This window comes from Pararhizobium antarcticum, assembly GCF_001885585.1.
GTDB lineage: Bacteria > Pseudomonadota > Alphaproteobacteria > Rhizobiales > Rhizobiaceae > Pararhizobium > Pararhizobium antarcticum.
Genome location: NZ_LSRP01000072.1, coordinates 64017 through 82904, shown reverse-complemented (window position 1 = coordinate 82904; position 18888 = coordinate 64017). Strand labels below are relative to the sequence as shown.

General features: G+C 60.5%; 18 protein-coding genes and 1 other RNA gene. 15 read left to right on the top strand and 4 right to left on the bottom strand.

Annotation, left to right across the window (positions count from 1 at the left end):
• The 3 genes from ssrS to AX760_RS06905 form a co-directional block, all read right to left on the bottom strand.
• Positions 1–158: non-coding RNA, 6S RNA (gene ssrS / locus AX760_RS06915), on the bottom strand.
• Between the two features lie 82 nt (positions 159–240).
• Positions 241–618 carry a cell division protein ZapA gene (locus tag AX760_RS06910; protein WP_071832253.1) on the bottom strand — a complete coding sequence of 126 codons (378 nt, stop codon included), beginning with the start codon at positions 616–618 and terminating at the stop codon, positions 241–243.
• A gap of 47 nt (positions 619–665) precedes the next feature.
• Complete coding sequence (locus AX760_RS06905) at positions 666–938, bottom strand: DUF4164 domain-containing protein (RefSeq protein WP_071832252.1); 273 nt, start codon at positions 936–938, stop codon at positions 666–668.
• A gap of 337 nt (positions 939–1275) precedes the next feature.
• Here AX760_RS06905 and tkt point away from each other — a divergent pair, with 337 nt between their 5' ends.
• The 6 genes from tkt (at position 1276) to AX760_RS06875 (ending at position 7143) form a co-directional block, all read left to right on the top strand.
• Positions 1276–3261: a transketolase gene (gene tkt / locus AX760_RS06900; protein WP_071832251.1), complete on the top strand. Its 1986-nt coding sequence runs from the start codon at positions 1276–1278 to the stop codon at positions 3259–3261.
• Positions 3262–3607: 346 nt separating this feature from the next.
• Positions 3608–4402, top strand: a complete 795-nt coding sequence (locus AX760_RS06895) for a hypothetical protein (RefSeq protein WP_139276467.1) — start codon at positions 3608–3610, stop codon at positions 4400–4402.
• Between the two features lie 208 nt (positions 4403–4610).
• Positions 4611–4901 carry a hypothetical protein gene (locus AX760_RS26665; protein WP_071832249.1) on the top strand — a complete coding sequence of 97 codons (291 nt, stop codon included), beginning with the start codon at positions 4611–4613 and terminating at the stop codon, positions 4899–4901.
• A gap of 126 nt (positions 4902–5027) precedes the next feature.
• Positions 5028–5576, top strand: coding sequence for a hypothetical protein (locus AX760_RS26660; protein ID WP_139276465.1), 549 nt, complete (start codon positions 5028–5030; stop codon positions 5574–5576).
• Between the two features lie 154 nt (positions 5577–5730).
• Positions 5731–6087, top strand: a complete 357-nt coding sequence (locus tag AX760_RS06880) for a hypothetical protein (protein WP_071832248.1) — start codon at positions 5731–5733, stop codon at positions 6085–6087.
• A gap of 57 nt (positions 6088–6144) precedes the next feature.
• Positions 6145–7143 carry an IS5 family transposase gene (locus AX760_RS06875; RefSeq protein WP_071832247.1) on the top strand — a complete coding sequence of 333 codons (999 nt, stop codon included), beginning with the start codon at positions 6145–6147 and terminating at the stop codon, positions 7141–7143.
• Positions 7144–7209: 66 nt separating this feature from the next.
• Here AX760_RS06875 and AX760_RS06870 read toward each other — a convergent pair whose 3' ends face one another.
• Positions 7210–8169 carry a LysR substrate-binding domain-containing protein gene (locus tag AX760_RS06870; RefSeq protein WP_071832246.1) on the bottom strand — a complete coding sequence of 320 codons (960 nt, stop codon included), beginning with the start codon at positions 8167–8169 and terminating at the stop codon, positions 7210–7212.
• Positions 8170–8388: 219 nt separating this feature from the next.
• On the opposite strand from AX760_RS06870, the gene AX760_RS06865 reads away from it, so the two are divergent.
• Genes AX760_RS06865 through AX760_RS06825 form a run of 9 tightly spaced genes read left to right on the top strand, consistent with a single transcriptional unit; the run spans position 8389 to position 18869 of the window.
• On the top strand, positions 8389–9741 hold the full coding sequence (locus AX760_RS06865) for an amidase (RefSeq protein ID WP_245294957.1): 1353 nt from the start codon (positions 8389–8391) through the stop codon (positions 9739–9741).
• A gap of 48 nt (positions 9742–9789) precedes the next feature.
• Positions 9790–11091: an ABC transporter substrate-binding protein gene (locus AX760_RS06860; protein WP_071832244.1), complete on the top strand. Its 1302-nt coding sequence runs from the start codon at positions 9790–9792 to the stop codon at positions 11089–11091.
• Between the two features lie 31 nt (positions 11092–11122).
• Positions 11123–11923: an ABC transporter ATP-binding protein gene (locus AX760_RS06855; protein ID WP_071832243.1), complete on the top strand. Its 801-nt coding sequence runs from the start codon at positions 11123–11125 to the stop codon at positions 11921–11923.
• Positions 11920–12645, top strand: coding sequence for an ABC transporter ATP-binding protein (locus AX760_RS06850; RefSeq protein WP_083531102.1), 726 nt, complete (start codon positions 11920–11922; stop codon positions 12643–12645). Before AX760_RS06855 ends, AX760_RS06850 begins: the two co-directional genes overlap by 4 nt.
• A 5-nt stretch (positions 12646–12650) precedes the next feature.
• Positions 12651–13538 carry a branched-chain amino acid ABC transporter permease gene (locus AX760_RS06845; RefSeq protein ID WP_071832242.1) on the top strand — a complete coding sequence of 296 codons (888 nt, stop codon included), beginning with the start codon at positions 12651–12653 and terminating at the stop codon, positions 13536–13538.
• Between the two features lie 10 nt (positions 13539–13548).
• Positions 13549–14634, top strand: a complete 1086-nt coding sequence (locus tag AX760_RS06840; protein WP_071832241.1) for a branched-chain amino acid ABC transporter permease — start codon at positions 13549–13551, stop codon at positions 14632–14634.
• Positions 14635–14644: 10 nt separating this feature from the next.
• Positions 14645–16228 (top strand): GMC family oxidoreductase, encoded by a 1584-nt coding sequence (locus AX760_RS06835; protein WP_071832240.1) that lies wholly within the window; start codon positions 14645–14647, stop codon positions 16226–16228.
• An 11-nt stretch (positions 16229–16239) separates the two neighbouring features.
• Positions 16240–17745 (top strand): aldehyde dehydrogenase family protein, encoded by a 1506-nt coding sequence (locus AX760_RS06830; protein ID WP_071832239.1) that lies wholly within the window; start codon positions 16240–16242, stop codon positions 17743–17745.
• A 23-nt stretch (positions 17746–17768) separates the two neighbouring features.
• A complete protein-coding gene (locus tag AX760_RS06825) occupies positions 17769–18869 on the top strand; it encodes a class II histone deacetylase (RefSeq protein WP_071832271.1) in 1101 nt (366 codons plus the stop codon).
• Positions 18870–18888 lie beyond the last annotated feature (19 nt).

Here is an 18888-nt window from a genome sequence, read left to right as displayed (position 1 = left end):
GTGCGATCCACACAACCGATGGATTTTTACGATCCTGGGTGCCTACAAACGTAGGTGGGCGCCATATGTCCAAGCCCACGGGCCTGGCCAGGGACAGCTCCCTTTGGATCGAGTATGGCCCCAGGGATTGTGGTTCCTGTCGGGGAGCGCAGACCGCAAGGTGAATATAGAGTGCTTCCGCCGGTTCCGCCAGTGCCCTTGACGGACCTTGTTGGATTTCGGTTGAAAGCCGGCCCGAACTTAGTTCGAGGCGGGCGTCGACAGGCCATTCAGCTTGGCGGCGATGCCATGGATCTGGGTCGTGACCTCCGATAGCGCCACGGCCAAGGCCTCTTCCGTCTTGACGTGATCCGACAGGACGGAATCGCGGGCGCGCTTCAGCGTGTCGCTTTCCGCTTCCAGTGTCTTCAGCTTCCGGTTCACTTCGCTGAGCTCGTCCATGACCATGATGCCGGCCATGACGGTGAGCCGGAGGTCGCCGATTTCACCAAACTGGGTCTTCAGATGACCGACATACTGGTCGAAGCGGCCGGCGAGTTCCTCCAGATGCGGCTCCTGACCTTCCTCGCACGCCATGCGATAGGCCTTGCCGTCGATCATAACAGTTACTTGCGCCATTCACGTCACCTGAACCTGCATGGGGGCCTCGACCGGAGGGAAGAATCCTATCGGTCCAGCACCGCCCTGATCGTTTCCATCGCCGTCACCAGACGGCGCGAGACTTCGCGGTTGACCTCTTCGAGCCGGTTGGCGCGAAACTGGGACTGATCGAGTTCCTGCGCCAGGCGCGACCGGTCCGTGTTGACCCGGCGAACCTCGCCCTCGATTTCACCACGGTCGCGTTCGCGGTCAAGACGGCTGTCAATCGCATGATCGAGACCAGTCACGGCATTGCGCAACTCCTCGATCGCCGATTTGACTGTCTTACCTGCCGCCATCACTCTTTCCCGACGCATGTCGCACAGGCTCGAATCGAAGCGCCTTACCTGTCATTCCAGCCAATCACACTATTAAACCCAATCGGCAAGCGTCAACCACGCCCTGCCGCTGCACAGTCGATGGAAGCTGTGGATCAACAGCTTTTAAATCGATTCGCATCAATCTTCCCCGCAAGGTCGCAAGGTGCTGGCATGCCCCCTGAAAAGCCCTTCGAAACCACGCCGAAAGGCCCGTTTTTATTGACACCGTCGAAGCACCTGCTATGTGTCAGCCGCTTCTCATACGGTCTTGGAGGATAGAGACCGTTCCCTGACAACCGAATTGAGCGGAACAGTCATGATCTCTCGCGAACAACACGACCGGATGGCAAATGCGATCCGTTTCCTTTCGATGGATGCCGTCGAAAAGGCCAATTCCGGCCATCCCGGCCTGCCGATGGGCGCTGCCGATGTGGCGACGGTGCTTTTTTCCCGTTATTTGAAATTCAATCCGAAGGCACCGCTCTGGGCCGACCGCGATCGTTTCGTTCTCTCGGCCGGCCACGGCTCGATGCTGATCTACTCGCTGCTCTACCTCACGGGCTACGAGGACATGACGATCGAGGACCTGAAAAGGTTCCGCCAGCTCGGCTCCAAGACCGCCGGCCATCCGGAATATGGTCATGCCTCGGGCATTGAGACGACCACCGGTCCGCTCGGCCAGGGCATTGCCAATGCCGTCGGCATGGCCATTGCCGAACGCAAGCTTGCCGAAGAGTTCGGTTCCGACCTGCAGGACCACCATACCTATGTGCTCTGCGGAGACGGCTGCCTGATGGAGGGCATCAGCCACGAAGCCATCGCGCTCGCCGGCCACCTCAAGCTCAACAAACTCGTGCTCTTCTGGGACGACAACAACATCACCATCGACGGCGCCGTGTCGCTGTCGGATTCGACCGACCAGATCGCCCGCTTCAAGGCGGTGCACTGGAACACGATCCGCGTCGACGGTCACAACCCGGATGAGATTGCCGCCGCCATCGAGGCCGCGCAGACATCCGACCGCCCGACCTTCATCGCCTGCAAAACCGTCATCGGCTTCGGCGCCCCGAACAAGCAGGGCACCCACAAGGTCCACGGCTCGCCGCTCGGCGCCGAGGAAATCGCCGCCACCCGCAAGGCGCTGAACTGGGATGCAGAAGCCTTCAGCATCCCGGCCGACGTGCTCGACGCATGGCGTACAGCCGGCACCCGCTCGGTCGATGCCAACAAGGCCTGGGATGGCCGTCTGGCTGCGACTGAAGCCGCCAAGAAATCCGAGTTCACCCGCCGTTTCGCCGGCGAACTCCCGGCCGGTCTCGATGCTGCCATCGACACCTACAAGCAGAAGCTGGCCGGCAGCCCGCCGGCGATCGCCACCCGCAAGGCATCGGAAGATGCGCTTGAAGTGATCAACGGCATGTTGCCGGAAACGCTGGGCGGCTCGGCCGACCTGACGCCGTCGAACAACACCAAGACCAGCCAGATGAAATCGATCACGCCGACCGATTTCTCCGGCCGCTACATGCACTGGGGCATCCGCGAACACGGCATGGCCGCTGCGATGAACGGCATTTGCCTGCATGGCGGTCTGATCCCCTATGCCGGCGGCTTCATGATCTTCTCGGACTATTGCCGTCCGTCGATCCGGCTTGCAGCGCTGATGGGCATCCGCGTCATCCATGTGCTGACCCACGATTCCATCGGCGTCGGCGAAGACGGCCCGACGCACGAACCGGTCGAGCACATGGCAGCGCTGCGCGCCATTCCGAACCTGTTGATGTTCCGCCCTGCCGATGCGGTCGAAACCGCGGAATGCTGGCAGCTGGCTCTGAAAGAACAGCACCGCCCGTCGGGCCTGGCGCTGACCCGCCAGAACCTTGCGCCGTCGCGTCTCGACTATGTCGCTGAAAACCTCTGCGCCAAGGGGGCCTACGAGCTTCGCGCCGCCGACAACGCCAAGGTCTCGATCTTCGCATCGGGCTCCGAGGTCGAACTCGCGGTCAAGGCTGCGGAACAGCTGAACGCCAAGGGCATTGCGGCCCGCGTCGTTTCCGTTCCCTGCTTCGAACTCTTCGCCGAACAGCCGGCTGACTACCGCAAGGCGGTGATTGGCGACGCGCCGATCAAGATCGCAGCCGAGGCAGCCGTGCGCCAGGGCTGGGACTATTTCATCGGCAATGACGGCGACTTCGTCGGCATGCACTCCTTCGGTGCATCCGGTCCCGCCAAGGACCTCTACAAGCACTTCGGCATCACCGTGGAGGCGATTGTCGCTGCCGCTGAAAAGAAGCTGACGTGGTAATGCTGGAGGGAGCGAGCCAAAGTCAAAAGAGGCGGAATAGTTGCCATGCGCCATGGTCACCGATCAACTCCGATCCCGCGGCGCGTCCAAACGCGACATTATGCCCGGCATCTCCAGCGTTTCGTCTGCATTCATGACCCGGTAATCCCCCCGTTTCTAACGGGGCTCGTCAGTAGAACTCACGCGGCCATTTTCAGAATCTGTGCGGGTGTTATGCCGGCGATGCCCATATTCAGGAGCTTGTCAGAACGGCATGCGTGCCGGCGTGCATGGCCGATCAACGCACCCGAATTTGACGGGCGAGCCAGTGGTTCCAAGTCAAGTCGTGTCGGGGTAGATGACGGCGTTGAGTTATTCCGACATTATCTTTCCTATGTTCCGCCAATCCACGCTCTCTCCGTTTGTGTACTTGTCTCCCGCTCTTCATCAGGATGAATTGGCAGCGAGCCCACTTGCCGCCAATGGCATGAAGCTGCTCCGCTATGCCGAGCAAAACGGCGGTATTCCGCTGACGCAATCCATGGGCGCGTTTCATAGGAAATGTGTCGAATGGGCCGCGCATGAATTCCAGTGGCCAGGATACGAACCGGAAATTCTCTATTCGGTGAATAAGGTTCTCAACGAGCCGGATTTCCCTCCACTCTCCATCCTGCATTGGGCGCTGCAGGACCTCCGTATCATCCGCCACTACAAAGGCAAGGCTCTGCTCACGAAGCGCGGCAGGTCGATCCTCGTCAATCACGGCGAGCTTCAGGCTGTTCTCGCAGAATGGATGCTGGCCGCTCCGCTGCAGGAGAGTCTTTCCCGCGAAGCTGCTGCCCTGTCCTGGGATCTCAGGCATATGCTGGGCATCGTCTCTAACCGGTTGGGCGACTGGGTGACGCTTGGCGATTTCACCGAATGGGCGCTCCCGGTGGAGCTGTTCCCGGCGAGGGGACCCCTCGGTCGCCGACACGAGGCAGGCTGGTTCATTGCACACAATCTCGTTCGCCCGCTGACCTGGCTGGGCGTACTGGAGGGTTCGCCGCAGAACGTGCCAGCCATGTCGATCATAGATAGGCAATTTCGGAAGACGGTGTTGTTCGATAAATTCTTCAGGATCGGCCTTCCGATCGGGATCGAGGCGGTCAGCCTCCACTGATGGGCTCCAGGGAAGGCGGCGCTGGGGCTATCGCGAAGCAGTCATTCCGGCGCCACGACGGAGCAATTGTCGTCGCACGACAGACGCTGAACCAACAGTACATTCTGCGGTTTGTAAATCGCCGCGACGGACGACATAGCAGCGGGTATCGCGACCTCTTTCTTGCCCGATCTTTCTCCTAACATGACCGGCAACAGAGGAGCAGATCATGAATTATTGCCAACTCATACTCGCCTTGCCGCTGTTGGGGACCCTCACAGCCTGCTCGGGGGGCGAAAGCAAACAGGTGGCCAAAGAGGATCAGCCTGCCACTAACGGTGAGCGGCCGATGGATGAGGTGCCGGTACGCAAAACGCTACCTAACGGTGATCGGGAGTACAGCTACGTGAATGGTTGCGTGGTTGTACTGGAGCCCAAACGCGCGGTGGTCAAAACGGAAGGCCCGAATTGCCAGTCGCATCACCGTGACATTTCCTTACTCTATGCCTCGGGGGACTGAGGCATCTCCGGCGGCCCCAGCGTGGAAACCGTGTGGCAGTCGTCGGCTAAATCGGCATGTTGTGATTCGGTTGCGAAGTGGATCCATTGGATAGATCCCAGAAAACATATTGTTTGAGGATGAGGCATGTTTCTGACCCGGCGTATGTTACTGGCTGTTGGAGTGTTTGGAATGGCGGGGTCTACGAATGCTGGGCTACCTGCGTTTCGGGTTATCTATCGGGGCAGTCTCTTTGCCGACTACTTCCAGATTTATTTGCGCGACGAAGGTCATCCCGACCTCCCTGACGACTATAGCGATGTGGCGATCGCGCGTCGCCTGGTGTCTGGACTTCACGCAGTCATTTTGCACACCGTCCGCAACATGACTGTGCCGGTGGTTGTCGAGTGGCACAATGCTCGCCCGGCTCCACATCTTGACGCCTATCAGCATGTGGCTGAAGCTGGGTTCTTCTGCCCGTCGGGCAAGCTCGTGCTTGCCGGTCTGACTGACCATGATCCAAGTGCTCCGCGACTTGTTGTAAAAGCGGGGCCGCTTGGCGTCCGGGTCAACATGTCCGGCCTCGATACCCTCCGCGAAAACGGCCTTGAAGCAGACGATCACTACCTTCTACAGATTTGGTCCGGGATGGAATCGGAAGATGTACGCGTGTTGAAGGCATGGTCGGGTCGATAGAATTAATGCAAAAAATAACTGATTTCCCCCGGCTGCATGACGAGGCGTTTGACCAGGCGAACGATTCGAATTTGATGCGACGGCGCTATAGGGGCTGAAGGGCACTGCTGACACCAGCATCACACTGTCCGCCAGCAGCAAAGGAAATTGCCTCATGGCGCCACAAAATAGCACTGTTCTGGTTCTCACGACCGTCGAGTTGGCAATGGGCGCTTTCGTCTATGCTTTATTGGTCGCAAACGACGTCGAGCAGCCAGGGTCGGTTGCGGCGAACCCAATGGCGAGCCTGCTTCAGTTGTGCCGCGACGGCAGTGCTCAAATGCCCGAGCGGTTCGATGGCGATATCAACGTGATGCTCCAACGCCATGAGAAGGCCCGGACGGCCTGCTACCAACTGGTGAATGCCTCTGATCTCGAAGAGCGCGATCTCGCGGAGGCGCTGCTGGACAGGGCCGATCTCGATGCGCCGGGTGAGGCGGATGTCTACACGCGGGCGTTGGTGCGCGGATAAGATTTCAACGTTTTGCAACTATGAGGCTGCGATCGAAAATAGCACGATTGATCCAGCATGCCGCACAAGCATAACGCCGCCCACCGCCATCACATCGGTAAGATGAAGTTCAAAGTGACGAACTGGGCGGAGTATGAGGCGGGTCTTCGCCGCCGTGGCAGCCTGACCCTTTGGATAACGCCAGAAGCGAAGGCCGTTTGGGCAGCGCCACGGCGTAAGACACGTGGTGGCCAGCCTCTCCATTCGGATCTGGCGATCGAAACGACGCTGATATTGGGCATGGTATTCGGATTGCGTTTACGCCAGAGCGAGGGTTTTTTGAACTCGGTTTTGGAGATGATGGCGCTGGATTTGCCTGTGCCCGATCACACCACGCTCAGCCGACGGGCCACAACCTGGAAGCCATCGGCCAGAAGCAGTGACCGCCAGCCTGTGGCGAGTGGGCCAGTTCATGTTCTGGTCGACAGCACCGGGCTGCAGATCTATGGCGCTGGCCAATGGCTGGAAGAAAAGCATGGGGCAAAATCCCGGCGTGGCTGGAGAAAACTGCACCTGGCTGTCGATGCCGACAGCGGCAAGATCATCGCTTATAGTCTGACAGATCAGAACGGCGGCGATTCCTCGCAGCTGGAGCCATTGCTGGATCAGATCGACGATGAGATCGGTCACTTCACTGCCGATGGAGCCTACGACGGCACTCCGACCTACGACGCTGTGCTGCGTCACAGCCCAGGTGCCAAGGTCGTTATTCCGCCGCGCTCGAACGCTGTTGAACGGCAAAGCGCCCAAGCATGCGGCCAGAGAGACGACCACATTGCCTCCATGCAGGCAGATGGTCGGCTGAAATGGCAGACGTCCACCGGCTATGGCAAACGAGCTTTGGTTGAAACCGCGATGGGTCGATACAAGCGCGTCATCGGTCCGCGGCTACATGCTCGTGCATTCCGTGCGCAGCAGGCGGAAGCTGCAATTGGCGTCGCCATCCTTAACTTAATGCTGGCTTCCGGACGCCCAAAATCCGTTCGCTGCCAAGCCTCGGCGGGAGCAACCAAATAAGCGGCGCTATCAAAGACCAGATTCCGCACGTTTGCTGATACAGGCACCACCGCCGTTCATGTTGCGCTACCGCGCTAGCAGGAGTAACGCCTCGCGTTCCGGGGTTGTCACCGAAAAACCGGAGGGGCCGATATCGTGGAAGAACCGCTTGAAGATCTCGATGAACAGCCGCACAAAAAGCGGCTTGGCGTTGCCATAGAGGTCGAGAATGATGACCGAAGGCGGCGGTAATTCGTCGAGAATTGGTAATCGCACGATTGTCTGGCCATCCGCCGTGGCGCGGCCGATCGGGCGCATGTTGAGGATGGACATGCCAAACCCCGATGCAACGGCGGAGCGGACCGTCTCGTAGGAGCGTGTATGAAAACGCACCTCCGGCCGTTGCGCCAGAATGTCGAACAGGGTCAGCAGATAGGTGGCCGTCTGCGGCATATCGAGCAGGATGAAGGGGCGGGTTGAGATGTCGGATAGCCAGACGGCTTTTTCGCCCGCCAGCGGATCGTCGGCATGCAGCACGGCATGGGCCGGCACCTTGCAGATGCGCGTCATGCTGCCGGTATGGATCGGGCCTATATCGTAGAGGATGGCGAAATCGATCAGGCCTTCGGCCAGCCAAGCTTGCAACTGCACCTGATTGCCCTCGAGAAGATCGATCTCCACATCGCCGACATTGTCGACATATCGGCGCAGCATTTCCGGCATGAACAAGGCGCCGAACGGCTCGAAACAGCCAATTCGCAACACTTTCGGCACGCGGTCGGTGAGATCGCCGATGGCACGGTTAAACTCCGTCTCGGCAGAAAGCATGACCCGGGCAGCACTGACGAAGCGTTCCCCAGCCGGGGTGATCTGCACGCCGCGTGCCGGGCGGCGCTCGAAGATGCGGGCGCCCATCTCGCCCTCCGCCAACGTGATCGCCGCCAGAATCGAGGATTGCGAGATCAGCAATGCCTTCGATGCAGCTTGCACGCTTCCGAGCCGGGCGACTTCGCAGACATAACGTAACTGGCGGATGGTCAGATTCATAGCATCGTCTCGATTACATAAAATGCATAAAGTTATATCGAAGAATACATTTTGTGAATGTGATGTGAAGCCGCAATCTATCGCCATCCAACAGACCTGCCGAAGATGCAGGCGGGAACATGAAAGCGCATCAACTGTCCGCGGATGGCGCGCACGAACTGGGGAACAGCAACAATGGCTTTCAGTAACCCTCTCTCAGGGGCAGAGGATCTGTGTCTTTTGAGCTCCACTGAACTGGCATCCGCTTACAGGACGCGGGAGATTTCGCCCGTCGAGGTCGCGCAGGCGGCGATGGACCGCGCCGAGGCGGTGAATCCCGATTTCAACGCCTTCACCTTCATCGATCGCGCGGGCGCGCTGAGTGCGGCCGCTGCATCGGACAAACGCTGGCTGGCGGGTGAGCCCCTGTCGCCGGTCGACGGCGTTCCGGCCACGCTGAAGGATATCGTCTGGGTCAAGGACTGGAGTGTGCGCTATGGCAGCACGACGACCTCTGACATTCCGTACGGCGAAGATGCACCGGCCGTCGCGCTGATGCGGGCTGCAGGGCTGGTGTTTACGGCGCAGACGACGACACCCGAATTCGGCTGGAAAGCCATTACCGACGGCGTCCTCAGCGGTGTGACCCGTAATCCATGGAATGCAGCGAAGACACCGGGCGGTTCGTCCGGCGGCGCCGCCGTCGCGGCGGCGGTCGGGGCAGGGGTGTTTCATCTCGGGACGGATGGCGGCGGCTCAATTCGAATTCCGGCGTCCTTTACCGGTATCGTCGGTCTGAAGCCGACCTTCGGGCGGGTTCCGGCCTACCCGGCCAGCGCGTTTGGCACGGTGGCCCATCTCGGTCCCATGACGCGCAGTGCAGACGATGCTCTCGCCATGCTGAAGACGATGTCCGGACGCAGTCTTGCCGACTGGAACCAGGGCGCGGGCGTTCTGCCGTCGCTCGATGCGGAACCGGTGGATCTCCGGGGCAAGCGGATCGGCCACTGGTTTGCATCGCCTTGCGGTCCGGTTGATCCCGAAGTGGCCGCGATCGTCGATGCCGCCGTTGCGAGACTGGAGAAGGCTGGCGCCATCGTGGAGCGCATCACGCTTCCAGGCGACAATCTTCTCGATCTCTTTCATCACCACTGGTTCACCGGCGCGGCGGCCCGGCTCGCAGCAATCCCGCTGGACCAGCGGTCCGCGATCGATCCGGGTTTTCTGGAAATCGCGCGCGACGGCGCGGCCTATACATCCACCGCACTGGTGACGGCGCAGGTCCGCCGCGCCGATTTCGGTGCCGCAATGGACCAATTGCTGTCGGAGTATGATTTCATCGTCTCGCCCGGCACGGCGATCCCGGCCTTCGATGCCGGTCTGGAAGTGCCGGCCGACGGTTCTTACACGCGCTGGACGCAGTGGGCAGGCTTCAGTTTCCCGATCAATCTCAGCCAGCAGCCGGCCTGCGTTATTCCCTGCGGGCTGACGGCGGAGGGCCTGCCGGTCGGTTTCCAGATCATCGGTGCGCGGGGAGAAGATGCCCGCGTTCTCCTGGCGGCCGCAAACCTGGAGGCGCTGTTTTCCAGTTAAGCGCGATGCATGACAACTGAACAACCAACGATAAAAGGGGTAGCAGTTATGATCAACAGACGTGCAATGCTTCAAGGAGCGCTCGGTGCCGGTGCCGCCGGTGGAGCGCTTCTCGCCGACCTGAATTCGAGGGCGCAGGCGCAGGATGCCGCACCCATCGCCGTGGGCGCGGGGCTGCCGATGTCCGGCTTCGCCGCCGCCGACGGTATCGAATTCAAGAACGGCCTCGACCTCGCCGCCGAGGAAATCAATGCTGCAGGCGGTATTCTCGGACGCCCGATCGAGATCCATGTCGAAGACACCAAGGAAATGGGCGCCGATATCGTCAGCCAGTCCATGCAGCGCCTGATCGACCGCTATACGGCCCCGGTCATCATCAACGGCTACAATGTCGGCACCAACATGATCGAGATGGACATTGCCGCTGACAATGACGTCATCATGATGCACTACAACACGCTGATTTCGCACAACGAGAAATTCAAGAGCGATCCCGAGCGCTACTATGGTTCCTTTCAGGGCGATCCACCGGAATACTGGTACGGCCCCGGTTGCCTGAACTTCCTGAAGGAACTGGCTGCAGGGAGCACCTGGAAGGCGCCGAACAAGAAGATCGCCATCATTCCGTCCGCCAACGAATATTCGATCGTGATCGCCAACGCGATCCGCGACAAGGCAGCGGAATACGGTTTTGAGGTCAGCCTGTTCGAAACGGTTCCATTCCCGACCAACCAATGGGGACCGACGCTTGCCAAGCTGCGGCAGGACCCGCCTGCAGCCGTGATCGTCACCCACTTCCTGCCACAGGACCTTGCCCAGTTCATGGTGCAGTTCCTGGCGCAGCCGACCGATAGCCTGATCTACATGCAGTATGGCCCGTCGCTGCCAGCCTTCCGCGAGATCGGCGGTGAAAGCGTCAATGGCGTGATCTACTCGACGGTGGTCGGTTGCCTGCCGGACGATTTTTCCAAGCCGTTCCGCGAAGCCTATCGGGCCAAGTTCGGCCCGAGTTCCGCCTATATCACCGGCTCGCAGACCTATGACGGGCTATGGATGTGGGCAACGGCGGCCGCCATTGCTGGCGGTCCGGGCGAACCCTTCAACAAGGAACAGGCGCAGAAGATCGCTGCCGTCATGCGTCGCAACGTCTATCGCGGCGTCAACGGCACCTATCGTGCCGACCCGGCCGGGCAGTCCGCCTATTGTTATCCGACCCAGGTGGCAGACCCATCGCTCGGCATGCCGCATCAGTTCCTCCAGCACCAGGATTACAAGACTGATCCCAAGCTGATCGCGCCACCGCTCTATGCGACAGACAGCTTTGTCCTGCCGCCTTGGATCAAGGCGTAACCATCATCCCAAGGGACCAAGGAGCGGGATTATGGAAAACGGCGCGAGCGTGCTGCTCGAATGCAATAATGTCGTCAAACGATTCGGGTCGCTTGCGGCCGTCGATGGCATGTCGCTTTCGGTCCGTTCCGGCGAGATTGTCGGGATCGGCGGGCCGAATGGTGCCGGCAAAACGACGTTTTTCGACGTCGTGACAGGCATAACACCGGCAACGGAAGGGCAAATGCGCTTCGACGGCCAGGATATAGCGGGTCTTGGCGCCGACCGGATCTGCCAGCTCGGTATTGCCCGGACCTTTCAGCTGAATGCCGCCTTCGAAAGCCTTACGGTGCGTGAAAACATCGATATCGCCGCCTATTTTGGTCGTGCAAAGCGGGTGGTTCCCGGTTTTCGGCTGGGTCGAGAGGTGCGTGAGCAGACGGAGGAGGCGCTGGCCTTCGTCGGCCTTGCCGGCAAGGCCGACGAAAAGGTCGCTCAACTGGCGGTGCTTGATCGCAAGCTCCTGATGATCGCGGGCGCAATTGCCACCCGCCCGAAGCTGCTGTTTCTGGACGAGCCGGTTGGGGGGCTCAATGTATCCGAGATCGATCACATCATGGATCTCATCATCCGGCTGAAGGGCGACGGATTGACAGTGGTGTTGATTGAACACGTGATGCGGTTCCTGCTGGCACTGTCGAGCCGGGTCCTCATCATGCATCACGGCAAGAAGATCTTTGAGGGACCGCCAAGCGGCGTCGCCGAAGATCAGGTCGTGGTCGAAACCTATCTGGGCGAGGGGACACGCAAGCGCCTCAAGACCTTTTTCTCCGACGGGGAGGCGCACGCTTGAGCGACATCGCAAAGCCACCCGTTCTCAGCCTGCACCAGGTCGTGTCGGGCTATAACGAGCTCACCGTGCTCAAGGGCGTTTCCTTTGATGTTGCTGCCGGGGAACTCGTCACCGTCGTCGGCCCCAATGGCCACGGCAAGTCGACACTCCTCAAGACAATCTCCGGACTGGTGCCGCTCAACGGCGGATCGATCAGCATCGATGGCCGGCCGACATTGACGAAGCCGCATGCGGTGGCAGCCCTGGGTGTCGCGCATGTGCCGCAGGGCGATATGCTGTTTCCCGAAATGAGCGTGCTCGAAAACCTACTGATGGGCGCGTATCTGGCGCCCGGAAAAACCGAGATCGACCGGCGGCTGGAGGAGGTCTATGCACTTCTGCCGAAACTTGCGGATCGTCGCAACCAGGTGGCCTCGTCACTTTCGGGCGGCGAGCGACGCATGGTCGGCATCGGTCGCGGCCTGATGATGGCCGGGCGGATCCTGCTGATCGACGAACCCTCGCTCGGCCTTGCGCCGCTGATCATCGAGCAAATCTACGGCGTCATTTCAGAACTCTCCCGCAGCGGGCGGACCATCCTGCTCGTGGAAGAAAATCCGGCGCGTGTGGCCGATCTCGCCGACCGCCTCCATCTGCTCGACGACGGGGACATCGTCTGGTCCGGCCCGCCCGCCGACCTTCTCGCCCGCGACGAGCTTCTCGCAACCTATCTGGGAGGCTGACCGGCATGCTCGATATCCTGATGTCCGTTCTTGTCGCCGGCCTGACCACGGGTGCCCTCTATGCGCTGGCGACCGTCGGCCTGTCCCTTGTCTGGGGCTCGATGGGCATGCTCAACATGGCCCATGCGGCGATGCTGACGCTGGGCGGCTATGCAGCCTTCACAGCCACCACAACGCTCGGCCTGCCGGCTTTCGCCGGCTTTGCCGCCGCCATCCTGTTTGGTGCGATGGCCGGAGGGCTGCTGTATGTCCTCATCGTGCGCAATCTGCTGAAGAATGACAAAGCAACGTTCGAATCCAACGTGATGATCGCCACCGTCGGCATCGGCATCGCGCTCGAAAACACCATTCTCCTGACCTATGGCGGCCAGCCGCTGAAGCAGCCCCTGTCGGTCGATGGTGTTCTGAAGCTCGGGCCGCTCAATCTGCCCTACCAGAACATCGTCATCATTCTCGTCGTCGTAGTGATGATGGCGGTGATCGCGCTGCTGCTCGGCAAGACCCGAATGGGCCGGGCGATCCGTGCCACAGCGCAGAACCGCGACGCGGCGCAATTGATGGGTGTTCCCGTCAACCGGGTCTATTTCCAGGTGCTGGTGCTGTCAGGAGCAGTTGCGGGCATTTGCGGAGTGATGGTGAGTTCCATGACGCAATTGTCGCCGCCGCTCGGTAACGATCCGATGCTTAAGGCCTTCATCATGTGCGTAGTGGCCGGTCTCGGAAATTTGCCGGGCGCGGTCGCTGCTGCCTTCGGCCTCGCATTGCTCGAAGCCTTCATTCAATACGCAGCGGGCGCGCGCTGGGGTTTCCCGTCGCTTCTGTTCGTGGTCATCGCCGTGCTGATCTGGCGCCCCTCCGGTCTTTTCGGCCGGACCCAGATCCACCGCATGTGAGGAGCCGATCATGAACACACACTCCTTTCCCAAGGGTAAGGCCTCTGCCAAGGGTCTGGCCAGCTTGAACAAGCTGGATATCGCCATCACCCTGCTGCTGATTGCGGCGGCGATAGCGCTGCCGTTCTTCGTCGATAGCCGGTATGTGCTTGGGCAGATCGTGCTGGCGCTGTTCTACGCGACCATCGCATCGCAATGGAACCTGCTGTTCGGTTTTGCAGGTGTGTTCTCGCTGGCGCAGATGGCGATCTTCGCCTTCGGTGGATACGCGACGGCGATGATCTGCTTCTACTTCGGATGGAATGTCTGGGGCGCGCTTGTCCCGGCAGCCCTCGGCTCTGTCGCTTTCTCTCTGATCGTCGGCCTCGCCTGCCTGCGCTTGACCGGCGTCTACGTCGCACTGCTGACGCTTGCCATCGCGCAGACGATGTATCTGCTGATCGTCACCGATACCGAATGTTTCGTCATGGTCGGCTCGACCTGCCGGCAGTTTACCGGTGGCGCGGTCGGCTTTGCCCGCTTCGGCGATTTCGGAACCCGCGCCCTGTTCAAGGCGCAATGGCTGGTCGGCAACTATGCCATCGTCGCCGCCCTGTTCGCGATCACGATGGCGTTCACCTATGCCATCGTCAAAAGTCCGATGGGTCTCGCCTTCCGGGCGCTCAAGGATAATCCCGGCTATGCGGTGGCGCGGGGTGTCAACCGCTTCCAGGCGCAGCTTCTGGTCTTCGGCATCTCTGCATTCTTCACCAGTCTCGCCGGTGGTGTCTATGCCGCGCATTTCCAGGCGATCGGCCCCGGAATCCTGTCGATGTCGCAGTTGATGTTCATCATCGCGATCACCGTCGTCGGCGGGGTCGGCACCTTCTGGGGACCGTTGGTCGGCACGATCGTGCTGGTCGCAGCCGACGAGGTGATGCGCGAGGCAGGAGAATTCCGCACGCTCGGTCTCGGCATCATCATCGCCGTGTCCATCGTGCTCATGCCGAAGGGCCTTGTCGGTCGATTGGGAGATCTGGCGGGCTGGCTTCGCCGCCGCCACGCTGCTCCTGTCGGTGGAAAGTTAGCAGAAAGCCCGGCCCCGGCCGGTGAATGAGAGGGGTCCTATGTACGATACGATCATCATTGGCGCCGGGTCTGCCGGCTGCGTCCTCGCCAACCGGCTGAGCGCCGATCGCGACAGGAAAGTTCTCGTGCTGGAGGCCGGGCGCGCCGCCCCCATAGCCTCCGATATTCCGTCGGACTGGGTCACGATGTTCAACACCGGTTCGGACTGGAGCTATTACACGGAGCCGCAGGCTGGGTGCCGCGGGCGACGTATCTTCTGGCCGCGGGGCAAAATGATCGGCGGTTCCGGCGCGCTCAATGCCATGATCTATATTCGTGGCTTGCCGTCGGACTACGATGCCTGGGAGGCGATGGGCTGCGCGGGCTGGGGCTGGAAGGATGTATTTCCGACCTTCCTCTTTTCCGAGGCCAATGCCGATATCAAGGGCAGTCCCTATCATGGCAATGACGGATTGCTGCATATCGGCAACGTCCCTTACGTGGACAAGTACGAGACGCTCTGGCTCGAAGCCGCGCAGGCGGCCGGACACACCTTCAATCCGGATTACAACGGTGAGAGCCAGGAAGGTGTCGGCCTCTTCCAGTTCACCATCAAGGATGGCGAGCGCTGGGGCACCTCCAAGGCCTATCTGCGGCCTGCGCTGGAGCGGCCGAACCTAACGCTGAAATCGGGTGTGCTCGTCACCGGGCTGGTCATCGAGAACGGTCGCGTTAAGGGCGTGAAGTTCCTCGTCGATGGTGTGCCGGAGATCGCCTATGCCGATAGTGAAGTGGTGATGGCGGCCGGTGCGGTCGGCACATGCCAGACGTTGCTTCTCTCCGGTATCGGTCCGGCGGACGAACTTTCCGCTATTGGCGTCAAGCCCGTGCACGATCTGCCGGGCGTCGGCAAGGATCTGCAGGACCATCTCAACATTCCGATCTCCTTCTATACCAAGGAGCCGATCGGCATTGGCGCCTGGACGGATGAGATCATATCCGACAGTTTTGCGGAATGGCGCGACAAGCGCACCGGTATCCGCACATCGCCGTGGGTCGCCTCCGGCGGTCATGTCTGCTCGCGCCCCGGCATCGAACCCGATCTCCAGCTTTACGGCGCGATCAGCCCGCATCGCGATTACGCCCGCTTCCTCGGCGGGCAGGCGGGCGTTACCGGCCATAGCACGTTGCAGCGGCCGAACAGCCGCGGCGAGATCAGGCTGCGCTCGGCAAATCCTGTCGAATATCCGGTCATTGATCCGAAATATTTTATCAGCGATCCCGATGGCAACGACCTTTCGACGATGATCGCCGGTGTTCGCATCAACCGCGAGATCATGGCGCAGTCGCCGATGAAGGACTTGATCGCCTACGAACTCAGTCCCAGTGCCGAGTGCAGCACCGATGAGGAGATCGGCAACTATGTACGCGGCCACATGACAACACTCTACCATCCGTCGAGCACCTGCCGCATGGGCGTCGATGCGATGGCCGTCACCGATCCCGCCAGCATGAAGGTACATGGTATCGAGGGGCTTCGCATTGCCGACGCCTCGGCGATCCCGAAGATGGTATCCGGAAACCTCAATGCGCCGACGATCATGGTCGCCGAGCGCGCTGCACAGATGATCCTCGCAGGTTAAGGAAAGCAGATATGACAATCACCCGATCCGCAGGTTCGTGGCATGATCAGGCCGCCAAGCTCTCGTTCGAAGGACGCCTTTTCATTGATGGCGATTTTCGTGCCGCGGCATCCGGCAAGATGTTCGAGAGCATCAATCCGGCAAATGGTTCGGTGCTGGCCGAGGTCTCTCGCGGCGACGCGGCCGACATCGACCGTGCAGTCGCCTCTTCGCTGAAAACCTTCAAGTCCGGCGCATGGTCGCGGCTGGCGCCGCGGGCACGCATGGCGATCATGCTGCGCTTTGCCGACCTCATCGAACAGCATGCGAGCGATTTTGCGCTGATCGATACGCTCGACATGGGCAAGCCGATCACCGAAATGCTGACGGTCGATGTACCGCTAGCCGTCAACTGCTTCCGCTTTACCGCCGAATGCATCGACAAGATGCAGGGCACGGTCGGTGCGACCAGTCCTGATGTGCTGTCCTATGTGCTGCGCCAGCCGCTTGGCGTCGTCGGCTGCATTGTACCGTGGAACTATCCGTTGCTGATGACGGCATGGAAGATCGCGCCGGCCCTTGCCGCCGGAAACTGCGTGGTGCTGAAACCGGCCGAACAGTCGCGGTTGTCTGCGCTTCTGCTGGCAAGTCTGTTCATGCAGGCTGGAGCACCGGCGGGCGTGCTGAACGTCGTCAACGGTTTTGGCGCGGAGGCGGGCAGGGCGCTTGCCCTGCATCGTGATGTCGAGAAGATCGCCTTTACCGGCTCCGTCGAGATCGGCAAGCTGATGATGGTCTATTCCGGCCAGTCCAATCTCAAGAAGGTCTCGACAGAATGCGGCGGCAAGTCGCCGCATGTCATCATGGCCGACGCCGACAATCTGGAAACGGCGGCCTGGTGGGCGGCGATGGGGATTTTCGGCAATCAGGGCGAGGTCTGCTGCGCCGGATCGCGCATTCTGGTGCAGACATCGATTCTGCCGGACTTCCTCGATGCGTTTTCGGCTGTCGCAAAGAAGGACTACATCCCGGGCGATCCGCTGGAAACGACGACCACGGTCGGTCCGATGGTGACCGTCGAGCAGCAGCAGCGGGTCCTCAACTATATCGGCATCGGAAAACAGGGCGGCGCGGATTGCATTCTGGGCGGCGGCGTGCCGGAGGGGCTGGAGGCGGGCGCCTATGTCTCGCCGACGATCTTCACGGGGGTGAGCAATTCGATGACCATCGCCCGCGAGGAAATTTTCGGGCCTGTCGCGAGCATCATCCCGTTCGACAGCTACGAGGACGCGGTGAGTATCGCCAATGACAGCAATTTTGGGCTGGCGGCCGGTATCTGGACCAGCAATCTGGGCACGGCGCATCGCTTCGCCCGCGATGTCGAGGCGGGCATGGTCTACATCAACAGCTACATGAACGGCGACATGCAGTTTCCGTTCGGCGGCTGGAAGGAAAGCGGCAACGGCCGTGACAAATGCATGGATGCCCTCGTTTCCTACACCCAGACAAAAAGCGTTTGGGCGACGATCGGCAACTGAGAAATCGGCAAGGAGCATTGACGGTGAAAACAGGCTGGAATTTCCACGAGCTTTATCTCTGGCACGACACGGGCAACGCAGCCCAGTTCTTCCCCGCCGGTCTGACCATCGAGCCCGGCGAACATGCGGAAAATGCCGCGACAAAGCGCCGGTTTCGCAATCTCATGGAAGTCTCCGGTCTCACCGATCAGCTGGTGAAGGTCAATTCCATTCCCGTCGACGAGGACGATCTGGCGCTGTTCCATACGCGCGACTACATCCGCCGCATCAAGGCGCAAAGCGACGACCGCGGTGGCGATGCCAGCTATCTGACGCCCTTCGGGCGCGGGAGCTACGACATAGCCTGCCTTGCCGCGGGCGGAACATTTGCACTGATGGACAAGGTATTATCCGGCGACATCGACAATGGCTATGCGCTGGTACGCCCGCCGGGCCATCATGCCGAAAGCGACAAGGGCATGGGGTTTTGCCTGTTCGGCAATATTCCCGTCGCCATTCTGAAGAACCGCAAAAAGCATCGGTTCGACCGCGTCGCGACGGTGGACTGGGACGTCCATCACGGCAACGGAACACAGGCTGCCTTCTGGAGCGACCCGGGGGTCTTCACCATTTCCTTGCATCAGGAACGGCTTTATCCGCATGACAGCGGCGACCGCGAGGAACGCGGCGAGGGGGCCGGTTTCGGCTATAACCTGAATATTCCGCTGCCGGCGGGAAGCGGTCACGGCGCCTATATCGCCGCCTTCGAACAAGTGGTTTTGCCCGCCCTTGCAGCCTATAAGCCGGATCTGATCGTCGTGCCATCCGGCTTCGACGGATCCGGTGCCGATCCGCTCGGACGGATGATGCTTCACAGCGAGACCTACCGGGCGATGACGCGCATGCTGATGGATGCGGCAGAAGAATTATGCGGCGGACGTCTGGTGATGTCGCATGAGGGTGGATATTCGGCTGCTTATGTTCCCTATTGTGGACTTGCCGTGATGGAGCAAATGTCGGGCATCAAGAGCCAAATCGACGATCCCTTTTTGCCGATCTTTCAAAACTATCATGGTCAGGAGTTGCGTCCGTGGCAGCAGGAGGCAATTTCCGCCGCAGCCGAGTTGCTTGCTGGAATCAGATAGCGTCGGTGGACTTTGTCGC